Below are 14590 nucleotides of genomic sequence, written 5' to 3' on the forward strand. Positions count from 1 at the left end.
GCTGCCGAAGAATGATATCCTCAGCGTCGCAAAGCGCTTCGCAAGGCACGGAACGCGAACAAAAAAGAAGGCACCGGGGAGGACAGAGGGCATGCAGGCTGGTGCAGCCTCGGCCGCGTGGGGGGTCGTTTCGGTCCGTTCTGCAATCGATTGTGCAGTGGAGAACTGCGCTGGGAAATGCACGGCGGGCTGCGCAGGAGACCCTGCGGTATCCGGACGTTTTGAAGCCTTTCTGACGCCGGTGCGCGCCTGATGGCGGAGACCACCGCGGCCGCGGAACTCCCCGGCGCGCAGCCTGAGACGGCGGGCCCGCTGGACCGCGGCGATCCCGCGACCTACCCGGAATGGTTCACGACGCGCAAGCCGCGCGCCAACCTGATCGTCGCGCGCTGGGTGCCCATCGCCCTGGTCGGCCTGCCGGTGCTGGTGCTGTTCTGCATCGTGGTCTATCCGACGGTCTGGATGTTCTACCATGCGCTGCATGACACCAACATGATGCGACTGTTCCAGGGCAACTGGAACTATATCGGCTTCGAGAACTTCGCCACGGTGCTGAACTCCGACCGCTTCGGCGATTCGGTGGTGCATCTGGGCATCTACCTCACCTTCGGCGCCTGTCTGCAGGTGATCCTCGGCACAATCCTGGCCCTCATCCTCTATGAACTGGTGAAGAGCAACGCCCTTCGGGTCGTCCTGCTGATCGCCATGGTGCTGCCGATGATGCTGCCGCCCTCGATCGTCGGCGTGCTGTGGAAGTTCCTGCTCACCCCCTCCAACGGCGCCATCAACCAGGCGCTCCTGAACCTGGGGCTCATCGACCAGCATATCGAGTGGTTCAACGCCGGGCTCTCGCTCTGGACCATCATCATCGCAGACGTCTGGAACTGGACGGCGCTGCCGCTGCTGATCGTCTACTCGGGCCGTGTCTCCCTGCCGCCGGCGGTCTATGAGGCGGCGCGGGTCGACGGGGCGGGCGCCTGGACCACGCTCAGGCGCATCACCCTGCCGATGCTGAAGGAGGTGATTGCCATCGCCTTCATCGTGCGCTTCATGGATGCCTTCAAGTTCGTCGACCTGGTTTTCATCATGACTTCCGGCGGGCCGGCCCAGTCTTCCGAATTGCCGGCCTACATCGCCTTCCAGCGCGGCATCCGCGAGTTCGCCATCGGCGAGGCGGCGGCCTACGCCATCGTCATCTTCATCGTCTCCGCCGTGCTCATCACCCTCTTCCTGAAGTATCTGAAGAAGGTGCTGAAGGCGCAGGGATTTGCGTGAGGGCGGCATGAGCAAATCCAACTACCGCCTCGTCAAGCTGCTGTTCCTGTCCTTCATGGGCCTGTGGCTGCTGATCACGCTGTTCCCCTTCTACTGGCAGGTCATCACCGCCTTCAAGTCGGCGGCGGAGACCAACCGCACCATCCCGACCTTCTGGCCGGAGGTCTGGCATCCGCAGAACTTCGTCTCGGTTTTCGCCGAGGCCTCCAACTTCAACGCCCTGGTCGACAGCTTCATCATCGCCACCGGCAACACCCTGGCCTCGCTCTTCCTGGGCACCCTGGCGGGCTATGCCTTCGCCCGTTTTCCGCGCCAGGCCGGTGGCGAGAACCTGGCCTTCTGGGTGCTCTCAAACCGCATGTTCCCGCCGGTCGCCGTGGTGCTGCCGATGTTCTTCCTCTTCGACGCGACGCCCTGGGGCACCGACAGCCATATCTCCCTGATCATCCTCTACCTGGTCTTCAACATGCCGCTGGCGACCTGGCTGATGATGGTTTTTTTCCGCGACGCGCCGCGGGAACTGGAGGAGGCGGCCTATCTGGACGGCTACACCCCCTTCCGCGCCTTCTTCAAGGTGACGTTGCCGCTGGTGCTGCCGGGCATGATCTCCGTCGCCATGCTGTGCTGGATCTTCGCCTGGAACGAATACCTCTTCGCCAACCTGCTGGTCGGCACCGACGTGCGCACCTACACCATCGTCATCCCGACCTTCACCCACGGCAGCCAGACCCTCTGGAACCTGCAGATGGCCTTCAGCCTCATCGCCATGCTGCCGCCGGTGCTCCTCTTCATCCTGCTGCGCCGCTACATGGTGCGCGGCCTTTCTCTCGGCGTTGTGAAAGGCTGAAGCGATGTCGAGACTTGAAATCGAGGGACTCTGCAAGGGCTGGGACTTTCCGGTCATCGACCGCCTGGACCTGACGGTGGAGGAGGGCGAGTTCTTCGTCGTCGTCGGCCCCAGCGGCATCGGCAAGACCACGCTGCTGCGCCTCGTCGCCGGGCTGGAGCGGCCCGATGCCGGAACCATCCGCGTCGGCGGGCGCGACCTCACCGCTTTGCCGCCCTACCGCCGCAAGGTCGCCATGACCTTCGAGAGCTATGCGCTCTATCCCCATCTGACGGTGTTCGAGAATATCGCCAGCCCCCTGCGGGCGCGGCGCCTGTCCAAGAGCCAGATCACCGAAACCGTGGTGGCGGTGGCGCAGCTGCTGCGCATCGAACAGCTGCTGAACCGCCGCCCGGGCGAGATCTCCGGCGGGCAGAAGCAGCGCACCGCGCTGGGCCGCACCCTCGTCGCCCAGCCCGATGTGTTCCTGCTGGACGAACCCATCAGCCATCTCGACGCCAAGATCCGCCACGAGCTGCGCCTGCAGTTCCACACCCTGGAGGAACTGCGCTCCGTGGCGACCCTCTACGTCACCCACGACTATGCCGAGGCGCTCTCGCTGGGCGACCGCATCGGCGTCATGGGTCACGGCGGGCTGGTTCAGGTGGGCTCGGCGCGGGAGCTGTTCCAGCAGCCGCAGCATCTTCTCGTCGCCCAGCACCTGGGCCAGCCGAGCATCAACGTGGTCGAGGCCTCGCTGGCGTCGTCCGGCGACGACCTGAAGTTCACCGCGGAAGGCGCGAGCCTGACCCTGCCGGTGGCGGGGCCGCATCGCTCGGTGCTCTCCGGTCTCTCCGGCCGCGGCGCCGGGCGCATCACCGTCGGCATCCGCCCCCAGCATGTCCAGGTGGTCGCGAACGGAGAGACGGCGAATGGCGATGCCGTCGTCGACGCCACGGTGTCGATTTACGAAGCGCTCGGCGCTGCCGGCATTCTGGTGGCGGAAAGCGGTGGCGTGAGGCTGACGGCGCTGACGCCCCCCAACGCCGTCTTCCAGCATGGCGAGCCGGTGCGGCTTTCTCTGCGCAACGAGACCTTTCTCTACTTCGATGCCGACAGCGGCCGCAACGTGATGGTGGCCTGAGATATGGCGCGGGTTTCCCTGAAGGACGTGAACAAGGTCTACCGCTCGCGCCACCACGAGGTGCATGCGGTGAGCGACCTGAACCTCACCATCAACGATGGCGAGTTCGTCGCTTTGCTCGGCCCCTCGGGCTGCGGCAAGACCTCGACCCTGCGCATGATCGTCGGGCTGGAGGACATCACCTCGGGCGAGATCCATTTCGACGACACCCTGGTCAACAGACTGGACTCCCAGGCCCGCAACGTGGCCATGGCCTTCGAGACCTACGCGCTCTACCCCAACTTCACCATCGAGGAGAACCTGGCCTTCCCCCTGGAGGTGCGCGGAGTCGCGCCGGCAGAGCGCCGCAGGAAGGCGCGGGAGATCGCCGAGATCCTGCGCATCGACGACATCCTCGATCAGCGGCCCAGCGCCCTTTCCGGCGGCCAGCAGCAGCGCGTCAGCCTCGGCCGTGCCCTCATCCGCGACCCGGCGGTCTTCATCCTCGACGAGGTGATGAGCCACATCGATGCGCACCTGAAGTTCCAGATGCTCTTCGACCTGAAGGCCATTCATCAGGAAATGAAGAAGACCATGGTCTATGTGACCCACGACCAGGTCGAGGCCCTGGCGCTGGCCGACCGGGTGGCGGTTATGAGCCACGCGGAACTGCAGCAGGTGGGCACGCGCAACGATCTCTATCACACGCCCGCCAACGTCTTCGTGGCCGACTTCATCGGCGAGCCGCCGACCAACTTCTTCGAGGCGGAGCTCTTCACCGGCGGTAACGGCACGGTTCTGAAGGTCCAGGGCACGGACCTGGAGATTGCGTTGGAGGAAGGCCATGCCCAGCGTATCGCGCGCTGGAACGAGAAACAGCTGACGGTGGGGATCCGGCCCCAGGCGCTGCATCTGGGCGGCGACCCCAGCCTGCCGGCGCTGGAGGCGGAGGTGGCGATCAACGAGTACCTGGGTGAGCGCTCCATCCTCACCATGGTCAATGGCCGGCAGACCTTTCGCGCCGTAGTCGATGCCGACACGGCAGCGCAGCGCGGCGACAAGGTACGGGTGCACTACGCGCTCGACGACGTGATGGTGTTCAGTGGCAAGACGGAGTTGATTATTCTTTAGACGGTCAGAAAACAGGCGCGCAGGGACCGGCCTCGGCGGTCGATCTTTCAGGGCGCGGAACCGCCCGGCACCGAAGAGGGCCGGCCAATCGAAGAGGGAGGAAGCAGCTATGGGTCTCTTTAGCGGATTTACGCGGCGAAAGTTCCTGCAAGGGGCGGCCGCCGGCGCCGCGGCGGCCGGGGGTCTGATGCCCGGTGCCTCATTGGGCGCAACGGCGGTGCCGCCGGGCAAGAAGCTCTTCAAGGACGTGGAGCTGACCTACTTCCAGGATTCCAACTGGCTGCACTCGCCGCTCTGGCTTTCGCCGCATCTCATGAAAGAGGCAGGCGTCGGCATCAAGAGCCGCGAGATGTATGACGGCGGCGACGCGGTGGCGAAGATCCTGCCGCAGCTTCTGTCCCGCCGCCCGCGCTTCGACTGGGTGCAGTTCCCCAGCCTGTTTTTCGGCGCATTCGCCGAGACCGGCCAACTGGAGCCGCTGGACGACTACTTCGCGCAGTACGCAGGCAGCCAGGACTATCTCGACTGGGTCATGCCGGCCTACCGCGAGTTCTACACCAAGTGGGACAACAAGACCTACGGCGTGATGCTGGACGGCGACATCCACATCCTGCATTACCGCAACAGCTACTTCCAGGATGCCGAACTGCGCAGCAAGTTCTCCAAGCGCTTCCAGCGCGAACTGGAGGTGCCGAAGACCTGGCTCGACTTCGTCGATGCCACCCAGTTCTTCACCGAGGAACTGAGCAGCCAGGGCGTCTACGGCACTTCCATGGTGGTGAATCCGCCGAACTTCGGCTGGGGCTTCTGGATGGATATCGCCGCCTCCGCCGGGGTGAACTACTTCGATGAGAACATGAACCCCACCATCAACCAGGGCAAGGCGGCGGAGAGCCTGGATATCTACAAGGAGATCATCAAGTTCGGCCCGCCGGGCGCCGAGGCCATGGACATCGGCACCACCATCCAGCGCTGGCAGTCCGGCTCCGACGTCATGTCGGTCTGGTGGATCGACCTGTCAGAGTTCACGGTGCAGCAGCAGGGCCCGGAACTGGCGGAAGACCAGCGCGGTGCCATCGTCCCGGGCTGGCTGAACGACGACGGCTCGATCACCAACCGGGCGATCTCGCTGTGGTGCCGCACCGCTTCCATCCCCAAGAACATCCCGCAGGATGTGAAGGACGCGGCCTTCTACTTCATCTACCGCATGTCCCATCCCGACTACTCCAACGAGATGGTGGCCGACGAGTACTGCGGCTCCGACCCCTACGGCAAGACCCACTACGGCGATGCCGCGGCGCAGCTCTATCTGCAGGCCAATCCGCAGCGCGGCACCGACAACGAGCTGTGGTCGACCAACGCCGGCATCTTCAAGAACTTCGAGACCGCCAAGAACCACCTCGACGCCGGTCTCGCCAACGTCGAGGTCGGCTATCCGCAGTTCTTCTGGGAAGGCACGCCGGAATACGCCGACGCCCTGGGGCGCAACATCTCCAAGGCCGTCTCCGGCGAACTGACCAGCCAGCAGGCGCTGGACGAGGCGGCGGAGGAATGGGCGCAGATCGCCCAGAAGCTCGGCCTCGACAGCCAGAAGCGGCAGTACAAGAACTTCATCGATGGGGCCCGGGCGCTCGGCTACAAGATCTGAGCGTCTGACATCGCGGAAGTAAGCGTCACCCCCACCCCATCCCTCCCCCATCAAGGGGGAGGGGGCACCAAGAGGCCGTTGGGGTCTCCTTTCCTCCCCCCTTGTGGGGGAGGGTCAGGGTGGGGGATCTTTTTTGGTTGGCAATCGCCGTGCAGGTTTGGCCGGTAAGGCTCCCGACGGAGGGCAGGCATCATGAAGAAGATTCTCAACGATCCCTTCAGCTATGTGGATGAGATGCTGGAGGGCCTCTGCATGGCCCATCCGGAATTCTACGCCCAGCCCGAAGCCCGGGTGATCGCCCGCGCCGGCGGCGCCACTCAGGGGAAGGTGGGCATCGTGACCGGTGGTGGCTCCGGTCACCTGCCGATCTTCACCGGCTATGTCGGCAAGGGGCTCTTGGATGCGGCTGCCATCGGCGACGTTTTCGCCTCGCCCTCCGTCGAGCAGATGGCCGCCGCCATGCGCCACGCCAATGGCGGGGCCGGAATCCTGCGCCTCTACGGCAACTACGGCGGCGACGTGATGAACTTCGACATGGCCGGCGAAATGCTGGAGATGGAGGACATCGCCTCCACCACCGTACTGCTGGCCGACGACATCGTCTCCGCGCCGCCGGAGGAGGCGGCCAAGCGCCGCGGCGTCGCCGGCATGGTCTATGCCTTCAAGTGCGCCGGCGCCAAGGCCGAAGAGATGGCCGATCTGAGCGAGGTGACGCGGGTTGCCCAAAAGACCGCCGATGCCTGCCGCTCCATCGGCATGGCGCTCACCCCCTGCACGGTGCCGCAGGCCGGCAAACCCACCTTCGAGATCGGGGAGGACGAGATGGAGATGGGGATGGGTATTCACGGCGAGCCGGGCATCTGGCGCGACAAGCTGAAATCCGCCGATGCCATCACCGACGAGATGGTCGACCGCCTGCTGGCCGACATGCCCCTGTCCAAGGGCGAGCGCATCTCCCTGCTGGTCAACAGCCTGGGCGCCACCCCGCCGGAGGAGCTCTACATCATGTACCGCCGCGCCAAGGCGCGGCTCGACGACCTCGGCGTCACCATGGTCATGCCCCTGGTGGGCCGCTATGCCACCTCCATGGAGATGACCGGCGCCACGTTCACCTGGTGCCGTCTGGACGACGAGTTGGAGGCGCTGTTGAAGGCGCCGGCCGCCTGCGCCTTCTGGCAGGTCTAGGCAGGTCATGGCGGAGCTCACCAGTGCCGGCCTTGGGGCTGCGCTGCCAGGCCTGGCAGCGCATCTGGAGGCGCAGGCCGCCTTCCTCAACGAGGCCGACGCCAGGCTGGGCGACGGCGATCTTGGTGTCACCATGCAGCGCGGCGCCCGCGGGCTGATCGAGATTACCGACGATTTGCCGGATGACCTGGGCATGGCCTTCATGCGCTGCGCCCAGGCCTTCACCAAGACCTCCGGCTCCAGCTACGGCACCCTCCTGGCGACGGGGCTGATGGCTGCGGCCAAGGCCTGCAAGGGCCGCGAGGCCGTGCCCTGGTCGGAGACCTCGGCGCTGCTCGGCGGCGCGCTGGAGGCGATGATGGCACGCGGCAAGGGCGCACTGGGCGAGAAGACGGTGCTGGACGTTCTGGAGGCGGTCCGTGCTGCGACAGAGAGTTTGGACGCGCCGGGCCCGCTGCATCAGGCGGCGCTGAAGGCGACGGAGGAGACGATGGAGCGCATGCGCAGCCAGCCGGCGCGCCAGGGGCGCGCCCGCATGTTCGCCGAGAAATCGGTCGGCCTGGACGATCCCGGCATGCTGGCCTTCCGCGCGCTTCTGGAAGGGCTGAAAGGATGAGCGGTGACGGCCCCTATGTGATCGGCATCGACGGCGGCACGGAATCCCTGCGCGCCGGTGTCTTCGACCTTGCCGGCCGGCCGCTGGCCTTCGCCGCAACGCCCTATCGCACGGACTTTCCCCAGCCCGGCTGGGCGGAGCAGAACCCGAAGGACTGGTGGGCGGCGCTCGGCGCCTCGGTGCGCCAGGCGGTGCAGGAGGCCGGCATTGCTCCCGACGCGGTGGCGGCGCTCGCCCTCGACACCACCTGCTGCAGCGTCGTCGCCCTGGATGATAAGGGCGAGGCGCTGCGCCCGGCGCTGATCTGGATGGACGTGCGCTCCGCGGAGGAAACCGAGCGCGTCGTCGCCAGCGGCGATGCGGCGCTGAAGATCAACGGGGGTGGGGCAGGTCCGGTTTCGGCGGAATGGATGATCCCCAAGGCGCTCTGGCTGCAGCGCCATGAGCCGGAGACCTTCGACCGCGCCGCCACGATTTGCGAGTACCAGGACTACCTGAACTATCATCTCACCGGGCGCCGGGTGGCCAGCATCAACAACGCGGCGATCCGCTGGCACTACCTGGCCGCCGACGGCGGCTTTCAGCCCGGGCTTCTGGCTAAGCTCGGCATTGATGCGCTGATGGACAAGTGGCCGTCGGAGGTGCTGCCGCTGGGAGCGGTGATCGGCGGCCTTACGGCCCGCGCGGCGGAGCATCTGGGCCTGCCGAAGGACCTGCCGGTGGCCCAGGGCGGCGCCGATGCCTTCATCGGCATGATCGGGCTGGGCGTCGTGCGCCCGGGCTCACTCGCTTTCCTGACGGGTTCGTCCCACCTGCACCTCGGACTCAGCGAGACGGCCTTTCACGGCGCCGGCATATGGGGCACTTACGCCGATGCAGTCATCCCCGGCCTCCATGTGGTCGAGGGCGGCCAGACCTCGACCGGCTCGGTGGTGAAGTGGTTCCGCGAGCTGTTGGGCGGCGGCGTCACCTATGACGACCTGAACGTGGAAGCGAGAGATCTGCCGCCCGGTTCCGAAGGCCTCATCGTTCAGGATCACTTCCAGGGCAACCGCACGCCCCATACCGACCCGCTGTCGCGCGGCGCCTTTGCCGGCCTGACGCTGAAGCACGGCCGCGGGCACATGTTCCGCGCCATCATCGAAGGCATCGCCTTCGGCAGCGAACATATCCTGGAGACCATGCGCGGCCACGGTTTCCAGCCGCGCGAGATCGTTATCGCCGGCGGCGCCACGCGCTCCGACCTCTGGCTGCAGATCCATGCGGATGTGTCCAACGTGCCCTTGAGCCTCACCCGGGTGCCAGACGCACCCAGCCTGGGCTGCGCCATTCTGGCTGCCGTGGCGGCCGGGCAGTTTCCGGACATCCCCACTGCGGCCGATGCCATGGTGGCGGTGGAACGGGTCGTGGAGCCGGATCCGCAGCGGCACGAAGCCTACAGGCCCTTTTACGAGGCCTACAAGCACGCCTACCCGGCGCTCTCCGGCATCATCCGGCCGCTCGCAGCGGCGCCGGATCAGGGTTAGAGTGCTGCCGTAAAAGAGGGAGGCCCTAGGCCATGTTGAAAAACATCGATCCGATCCTGAGTCCCGATCTGCTGCGGGTGCTCGCGGCCATGGGGCATGGCGACGACCTCGTCGTTGTCGACGCCAACTTCCCGGCGGATTCCGTCGCGCGGCAGACGGTGGTGGGCAAGCTGGTGCGGCTCGACGGCGTCGATGCGGTGCAGGCGGTCAGCGCCATCCTCTCGGTGTTCCCGCTCGACAGTTTCGTCGAGGCGCCGGCCCGGCGTATGGAAATCGTCGGCGCGCCCGATGAGATCCCGGAGGTCCAGCAGGAGGTGCAGCGGGAGATCGACGATGCTGAGGGTCAGGCCCTGCCCATGGCCTCCGTCGAGCGCTTCGCCTTCTACGAGGAGGCGAAAAAGGCCTATGCCGTGGTCGCCACGACGGAGGGGCGGGCCTACGGCTGCTTCCTGCTGAAGAAAGGCGTGATCTTTTTCTAGTCCGCGGAACGCTCAGATCGCTGTGCTTCGCAACTGCTGGACCCAGGTGAGCCAGGCATGGCGCGGCCCCTCGGTGAGGACGCCGCCCTTGCGGATGTAGCTCAGATCGTGGCGGCCATCGGCGGTCTCCATCAGATAGCCAACCATGTGATGGGCCGCGAAGCCCAGGCAGGGCTCTGCGACCACCTCGTAGAGCAGGCCGTGGCCGTGATCCTCCAAGACGCGCCAGGTAAGGGCGCCGGGGCAGCTCACCTGGAACTGGCCCAGGCGCCGGTCCAGCAGCCTGCGCAGGCTGCCCTCGCCGGGACCCTTGCCGTTCCAGGACCTCAGGGCGACGCGCTGCGTCCAACCATCCAGGGATTCGTCGCGCCGCAGCCAGAGGCGGGATCTGCGGTCGCCCTCTTCTTCTATGGATTGTGCCAGGGTCCAGCCTTCGGGGGTCTGCAGGTTGAGGGCGGCCCCGGGAGGGGGCTCTGACCTTGCGCCCAAGGGCACGGCCTCGCAGGCAACGGCGGCCAGGGCGCTAAGCACCAGGGCCCAAAGGGTGAGGGCCTTCGGCATCGACTTTCTCCGGACAGGATGGAGTCTGCACTCTGGCGGCCTGCTGTTTCCCGATGACCTCCTCTCAGGGGAGTAATCGTTTCAATGGTATCAGCGCAGGCGAGTCCGGCAGGCGGCCGCGGAGGCCGCCCAGGACCGTCCTCTGCCCCGGATTTCCGGCCTTTTCACCGGGGTGTGGTTGAACCGCCGGGGTGCGGCGGATAGAGTGCCGGCTCCATTCCAGCCACGTGACAGGGCACCATGGCCAATCCAACGCACCTCAGCCTGCGCAAAGCGATCATCGCGGCTTGTTTGAAGATGAACGAGCTTGGCATCAACCAGGGCACCTCCGGCAACATCTCCGCCCGTATCGAGGGCGGCTTCCTGATCACGCCCTCCGGCATCCCCTACGAGAAGATGAAGCCCGAGCAGATCGTCGAGATGGACCTTGGCGGCGGCTACTTCGGCGACTATCTGCCGTCGAGCGAATGGCGGATGCACTACGACATCTACCTGAACAAGCCGGAAGCGGGGGCGGTGGTGCACACCCATTCGATCTACTGCACGGCGCTGGCCTCACTGCAGGAGCGCATTCCGGCCTTCCACTACATGATCGGGGTCGCCGGCGGCACCAACATCCGCTGCGCCGACTATGCGACCTTCGGCACCCAGGAGCTTTCGGGCAACATGCTGAAGGCGCTTCAGGGGCGCTCGGCCTGCCTGCTGGCGAACCACGGGATGATCTGCTTCGCCAAGGACCTCGACAAGACGTTGTGGTTGGCGGGCGAGGTGGAAACCCTGGCCCAGCAGTATTGGATCGCGCGCCAGATGGGCAAGCCGAACATCCTGAACAAGCGCGAGATGACCAACGTCCTGGCGCGCTTCAAGAGCTACGGCAAGCAGAGCAAGGATCTCGCCAAGGGCGAAGCCCTGGCCGTCGAACCCCCGCCGCGCCGCGACGCCCCAAAAGCCGCCAACGGCACCGCCAGACGCGGCGCCAAGAAATCTGCCGGCAGGGCCAAGGCGGCGCGCAAGCCCGGGAAGCGGGCGGCCAAGACCTCCAGGTCGGCACGAGAACCAGCGGCATGATCACTGTCTTCGGCTCCCTGAGTGCCGACCTTGTCACCCAGGTGAAACACCTGCCGGCACCGGGAGAGACGGTGACCGGGCCGGCTTACACCGTGGTGCCTGGGGGCAAGGGGGCCAACCAGGCGCTGGCCGCGGCCCTGGCCGGTGCACCGGTGCGCTTTATCGGCTCGGTCGGCAACGACGGCTTCCGCGATCTTGCGCTTTCCGGTATGCGCGCGGGCGGCGTCGACCTCAGCCTGGTTGCCGAAAGCCCGGAGCAGACCGCCTGCGCCTTCATCGCCGTCGATGCCGCCGGCGAGAACCTTATCTTCGTCGCCAGTGGCGCCAACCTGGACAGCAGGGCCGCGCAGTTGGATGCGGCCGGCCTCACCTCCGATGACGTTCTCCTGCTGCAGATGGAAATCACCCATGCGGAGAACTGGAAGGCGGTGGGCATCGCCAAGGCGAAGGGCGCTCGGGTGGTGCTGAACCTCGCGCCCGCCGGTCCGATCCCGGAGGAGACGCTGCGCCAGCTCGATGTGCTGGTTGTCAACGAGACAGAGGCGGGCCAGCTCGGGGCGCAGCTCGGCATCGCCGACACCGATCCGGAGGCTGTCGCCGGCAAGATCGCGGCGGACTTCGATCTGGATTGCATCGTCACCCTGGGCGCGGCCGGCGCCCGGTCCTTCGGACCCTCCGGCCGCTTCTCGGTGCCGGCCCTGCCGACCGAAGTGGTCGACACTACGGCCGCCGGCGATGCCTTTGTCGGCGCCTTCGCGGCTGCGCTCGATCAGGGCCGGCCGATGGATCAGGCTCTGCGCCAGGGTGCGGTGGCCGGCAGCCTCGCCTGCCGCTCCGTCGGCGCCCAGCCCAGCCTGCCCAAGGGCAAGGAGATCGCCGCCCAGCTTGCCGAGCTCACCTGACGAAACGATGGCAGGTCAGGCGCCGGCGCCTCTTTCGTGGCTGATGGAGTAGACCAGGACCTGGGTCACGGAGACGCCGTCCTCTGACAGCGGCAAAAAGATCGTGCTTTCCTTGCTCCGGCGGCCTCCGGGCGTCACGTAGGCGTTGGGGTCGTAAAGGTAGGTGCGCTTCTTGCGGACGTGCTCGTAGGAGTCGATGACATCTTCGAGGCTGGGGCCCCAGAAGCCTTCCTCGATGCGCTTGCCGGTGGGGTCGTGGCCCCGCAAGGTGACTTCCGCTGTGCCGACGACGCGGTAACGAAACACGCCGACACCGTGGTTATCGACGCTTTCGACGTCGACCAGCAGAATGCCCGGCAGATGCCGTGGGATGTCTGCCGGATCGATGTCCGCACGCCGCGGCATCGGGCGGTCGCCGCGCTTTGCCTCCCAGTACCGGAAGATTTCCACGACCTCCTTCGGGCAGTGCTCCAGGAAGCCGGGCTCGGACGGCGATGGGTGCGGCACGGACTCTTCCTCTGACGGTTCCCTCTCACCACAGGATGACCGAGAGTACGAAAGAGAATCTAAACAAAGCAGTATAATTGAATTGATTTGATTGCAGGGGCGGTGATCTTGAGCCGGAGGTGGAAGAGCCGGTCCGCATGTTCGCCGCTATCCGCCGGCGCGCCCCGGTCGATGGCGCCGCGGAAAATGCTCCTGCGAATCTACAAACGGTCATGTCTGCGATGTTCACTATGGGCCTTTGCTGTTGCTGACCGGAGAGGAGCAGCCATGACGGGACGGTATCTTGCAGCCCTGCTGCTGATCCTGGGATGTCCGCTTGCAGCCCAGGCCCAGGACTTCGTCGCCCTCAGTTCCCAGCATTTTGCCGGCGTGACGACCTCGCAGACCACGACCCGGGCCATGATGCTGACGGTGACCCCCGATACGGGCTCGTCCTTCAGCGCAAAGGCGGAGACCCTGCGCGATCAGCGCGGCGCTCCGACAGACTTTGCCTATACCAGCGACGCGATTTCGGCCGCGAAGGTGGAGACCGAGATCGTTGCCCGGGTTTCCCGGTCCAATCCGCAGGCCGGCAAAACGCTGGCCCGGCAGTTCGCCCGGCACGACTTCGCCGAGGTCTACCGCGGCATCGTCGGCCCCTATGGCCTGCCGCACCGCAACCTCGCCGGCTCGGTCACCGCCTACGAGGTGCTGGCCTGGCTGATCGCCAACGACAGGCAGGAACCGCCGGCCGGCGCCGTGCAGGCGGCCTTCGCCCAGAACGCGGCGGCCATGGCGGCAGATCCGCGCTTCGCCGCGGAGGCGCTGCGGCGCGACATGGACGAGGAACTGATGCGTCTCTTCGTGGTCATGCACGCGGGCTGGCTGAGCGCGCTCAATCGCGAAGGGCCGGCGGCCCTGGCGCGCTACGCCGATGGGGTCAACGCGATGTGGAAGACCACCTTCGGCCAGGATCTGCGTCAGGCCAAATTGACGGCAAGCGGCTTCAGCGCGCGCTAGCCTTGGCGGGTCGATCCAGTCTGCGGTGTTCCGATAACGACGTCACCACGTCGGCGTAAAGGGCGAGCGCTTCCGCGCCTTTGGGCGAGAGGGCGTAGACGCCGCGCTCGACCCGCTGGAACCAGCCGTAGACATCCCGTTGCAGGATGCGCTGGGCGCCGGCGACGGCGGTCGCCTCGGCCACGGCGGCGGCTTTGGTCGGGCCGCTTTCCCTGAGCAGGGCGGCGCAGGCGAGCGCGGCCTGGCGGTAGGCGGTGACGATGGGCCGGCGCGTCTGGCCGCCGGTGTTCGGGTCGCCGATCCTATGGGCGAACTCCTTCAGCAGCAGCCCTTGGCGCTTCCGGTTGGGGCGCGGCTGGTAGGGCAGGGGGTCGAGCAGCGGCTCCACCAGCGGGTCCTTGCTGGCCGTCGCTTCATGCACCGCCAGCAGGCCGAGGCCCAGGCGGCGGCAGAGCTTCAGGATGCCGCGGCGTTCGCGGCGCCACAGACTGCCGCGGGCGGGCCGGGCCGGAACACCGACTGCAAGATAGACATGATCGCTGAGTGCCAGACGGTCGATGCCCTGCAGGACCAGGGGCAGGGTGAAGCCGGTCTTCAACTCGACGATGACCGGAGGGTCCTCACCGCGGCGGGCGACCAGGTCGCAGCCGCGCACCTCGGCCTTCACCACGTAGCCCTGGCCCTCGAAGAAGGCTTTGACGGGGGCGTAGAGATCTTCTTCCTTGGCGAATCCCACGCCCGTGA

Annotated in this window: 15 protein-coding genes; 12 read left to right on the forward strand and 3 right to left on the reverse strand. The window is 66.4% G+C overall.

Translation table 11 applies throughout. The annotated features are described in order from the left end of the window. Positions 1-252: 252 nt before the first annotated feature. From ACO06P_RS20240 to ACO06P_RS20280, 9 genes are all read left to right on the forward strand, one after another. Positions 253-1275 carry a carbohydrate ABC transporter permease gene (locus ACO06P_RS20240; protein WP_420347031.1) on the forward strand — a complete coding sequence of 341 codons (1023 nt, stop codon included), beginning with the start codon at positions 253-255 and terminating at the stop codon, positions 1273-1275. Between the two features lie 7 nt (positions 1276-1282). Continuing rightward, positions 1283-2122, forward strand: a complete 840-nt coding sequence (locus tag ACO06P_RS20245; RefSeq protein WP_420347032.1) for a carbohydrate ABC transporter permease — start codon at positions 1283-1285, stop codon at positions 2120-2122. A 4-nt stretch (positions 2123-2126) separates the two neighbouring features. Next, on the forward strand, positions 2127-3245 hold the full coding sequence (locus ACO06P_RS20250) for an ABC transporter ATP-binding protein (RefSeq protein WP_420347033.1): 1119 nt from the start codon (positions 2127-2129) through the stop codon (positions 3243-3245). Between the two features lie 3 nt (positions 3246-3248). Beyond that, positions 3249-4355 carry an ABC transporter ATP-binding protein gene (locus ACO06P_RS20255; RefSeq protein WP_420347034.1) on the forward strand — a complete coding sequence of 369 codons (1107 nt, stop codon included), beginning with the start codon at positions 3249-3251 and terminating at the stop codon, positions 4353-4355. A 109-nt stretch (positions 4356-4464) separates the two neighbouring features. Beyond that, positions 4465-6003 (forward strand): ABC transporter substrate-binding protein, encoded by a 1539-nt coding sequence (locus ACO06P_RS20260; protein ID WP_420347035.1) that lies wholly within the window; start codon positions 4465-4467, stop codon positions 6001-6003. 192 nt (positions 6004-6195) lie between these two features. Continuing rightward, positions 6196-7188, forward strand: a complete 993-nt coding sequence (locus tag ACO06P_RS20265; RefSeq protein ID WP_420347036.1) for a dihydroxyacetone kinase subunit DhaK — start codon at positions 6196-6198, stop codon at positions 7186-7188. A 7-nt stretch (positions 7189-7195) separates the two neighbouring features. Further along, the gene (locus tag ACO06P_RS20270; RefSeq protein ID WP_420347037.1) at positions 7196-7804 is read left to right on the forward strand and encodes a dihydroxyacetone kinase subunit L; all 609 of its coding nucleotides are present in this window, start codon (positions 7196-7198) and stop codon (positions 7802-7804) included. Beyond that, entirely contained in the window at positions 7801-9330 is a 1530-nt protein-coding gene (locus ACO06P_RS20275; protein WP_420347038.1) for an FGGY-family carbohydrate kinase, read from the forward strand. Before ACO06P_RS20270 ends, ACO06P_RS20275 begins: the two co-directional genes overlap by 4 nt. Positions 9331-9362: 32 nt before the next feature. Further along, positions 9363-9809 carry an RbsD/FucU family protein gene (locus tag ACO06P_RS20280; RefSeq protein ID WP_420347039.1) on the forward strand — a complete coding sequence of 149 codons (447 nt, stop codon included), beginning with the start codon at positions 9363-9365 and terminating at the stop codon, positions 9807-9809. A 12-nt stretch (positions 9810-9821) separates the two neighbouring features. Here ACO06P_RS20280 and ACO06P_RS20285 read toward each other — a convergent pair whose 3' ends face one another. Further along, positions 9822-10370 (reverse strand): hypothetical protein, encoded by a 549-nt coding sequence (locus ACO06P_RS20285; RefSeq protein WP_420347040.1) that lies wholly within the window; start codon positions 10368-10370, stop codon positions 9822-9824. Positions 10371-10610: 240 nt separating this feature from the next. On the opposite strand from ACO06P_RS20285, the gene ACO06P_RS20290 reads away from it, so the two are divergent. Together ACO06P_RS20290 and ACO06P_RS20295 are read left to right on the forward strand one after the other, a co-directional pair. Further along, a complete protein-coding gene (locus ACO06P_RS20290; protein WP_420347041.1) occupies positions 10611-11438 on the forward strand; it encodes a class II aldolase/adducin family protein in 828 nt (275 codons plus the stop codon). After that, positions 11435-12340, forward strand: a complete 906-nt coding sequence (locus tag ACO06P_RS20295) for a ribokinase (protein WP_420347042.1) — start codon at positions 11435-11437, stop codon at positions 12338-12340. The genes ACO06P_RS20290 and ACO06P_RS20295 overlap by 4 nt, the downstream gene beginning before the upstream one ends. Positions 12341-12355: 15 nt before the next feature. On the opposite strand, the gene ACO06P_RS20300 is transcribed toward ACO06P_RS20295, so the two are convergent. Continuing rightward, positions 12356-12847 (reverse strand): PAS domain-containing protein, encoded by a 492-nt coding sequence (locus tag ACO06P_RS20300; protein WP_420347043.1) that lies wholly within the window; start codon positions 12845-12847, stop codon positions 12356-12358. 267 nt (positions 12848-13114) lie between these two features. Here ACO06P_RS20300 and ACO06P_RS20305 point away from each other — a divergent pair, with 267 nt between their 5' ends. Further along, positions 13115-13846, forward strand: a complete 732-nt coding sequence (locus tag ACO06P_RS20305) for a DUF6683 family protein (RefSeq protein ID WP_420347044.1) — start codon at positions 13115-13117, stop codon at positions 13844-13846. On the opposite strand, the gene ACO06P_RS20310 is transcribed toward ACO06P_RS20305, so the two are convergent. Beyond that, on the reverse strand, positions 13833-14582 hold the full coding sequence (locus ACO06P_RS20310) for a DUF2161 family putative PD-(D/E)XK-type phosphodiesterase (RefSeq protein ID WP_420347045.1): 750 nt from the start codon (positions 14580-14582) through the stop codon (positions 13833-13835). The genes ACO06P_RS20305 and ACO06P_RS20310 overlap by 14 nt on opposite strands. Positions 14583-14590 lie beyond the last annotated feature (8 nt).

The sequence above is a fragment of the Pelagibius sp. genome (assembly GCF_965227505.1).
Classification (GTDB): domain Bacteria; phylum Pseudomonadota; class Alphaproteobacteria; order Kiloniellales; family Kiloniellaceae; genus Pelagibius.

Excerpts from the sequence above, each read along its gene's own strand:
- ACO06P_RS20245 (WP_420347032.1), top strand. The coding sequence starts at position 1,283 with ATGAGCAAATCCAACTACCGCCTCGTCAAGCTGCTGTTCCTGTCCTTC.
- ACO06P_RS20240 (WP_420347031.1), top strand. The coding sequence starts at position 253 with ATGGCGGAGACCACCGCGGCCGCGGAACTCCCCGGCGCGCAGCCTGAG.
- ACO06P_RS20270 (WP_420347037.1), top strand. The coding sequence starts at position 7,196 with ATGGCGGAGCTCACCAGTGCCGGCCTTGGGGCTGCGCTGCCAGGCCTG.
- ACO06P_RS20295 (WP_420347042.1), top strand. The coding sequence starts at position 11,435 with ATGATCACTGTCTTCGGCTCCCTGAGTGCCGACCTTGTCACCCAGGTG.
- ACO06P_RS20305 (WP_420347044.1), top strand. The coding sequence starts at position 13,115 with ATGACGGGACGGTATCTTGCAGCCCTGCTGCTGATCCTGGGATGTCCG.
- ACO06P_RS20250 (WP_420347033.1), top strand. The coding sequence starts at position 2,127 with ATGTCGAGACTTGAAATCGAGGGACTCTGCAAGGGCTGGGACTTTCCG.
- ACO06P_RS20260 (WP_420347035.1), top strand. The coding sequence starts at position 4,465 with ATGGGTCTCTTTAGCGGATTTACGCGGCGAAAGTTCCTGCAAGGGGCG.
- ACO06P_RS20280 (WP_420347039.1), top strand. The coding sequence starts at position 9,363 with ATGTTGAAAAACATCGATCCGATCCTGAGTCCCGATCTGCTGCGGGTG.
- ACO06P_RS20275 (WP_420347038.1), top strand. The coding sequence starts at position 7,801 with ATGAGCGGTGACGGCCCCTATGTGATCGGCATCGACGGCGGCACGGAA.
- ACO06P_RS20265 (WP_420347036.1), top strand. The coding sequence starts at position 6,196 with ATGAAGAAGATTCTCAACGATCCCTTCAGCTATGTGGATGAGATGCTG.
- ACO06P_RS20255 (WP_420347034.1), top strand. The coding sequence starts at position 3,249 with ATGGCGCGGGTTTCCCTGAAGGACGTGAACAAGGTCTACCGCTCGCGC.
- ACO06P_RS20285 (WP_420347040.1), bottom strand. The coding sequence starts at position 10,370 with ATGCCGAAGGCCCTCACCCTTTGGGCCCTGGTGCTTAGCGCCCTGGCC.
- ACO06P_RS20290 (WP_420347041.1), top strand. The coding sequence starts at position 10,611 with ATGGCCAATCCAACGCACCTCAGCCTGCGCAAAGCGATCATCGCGGCT.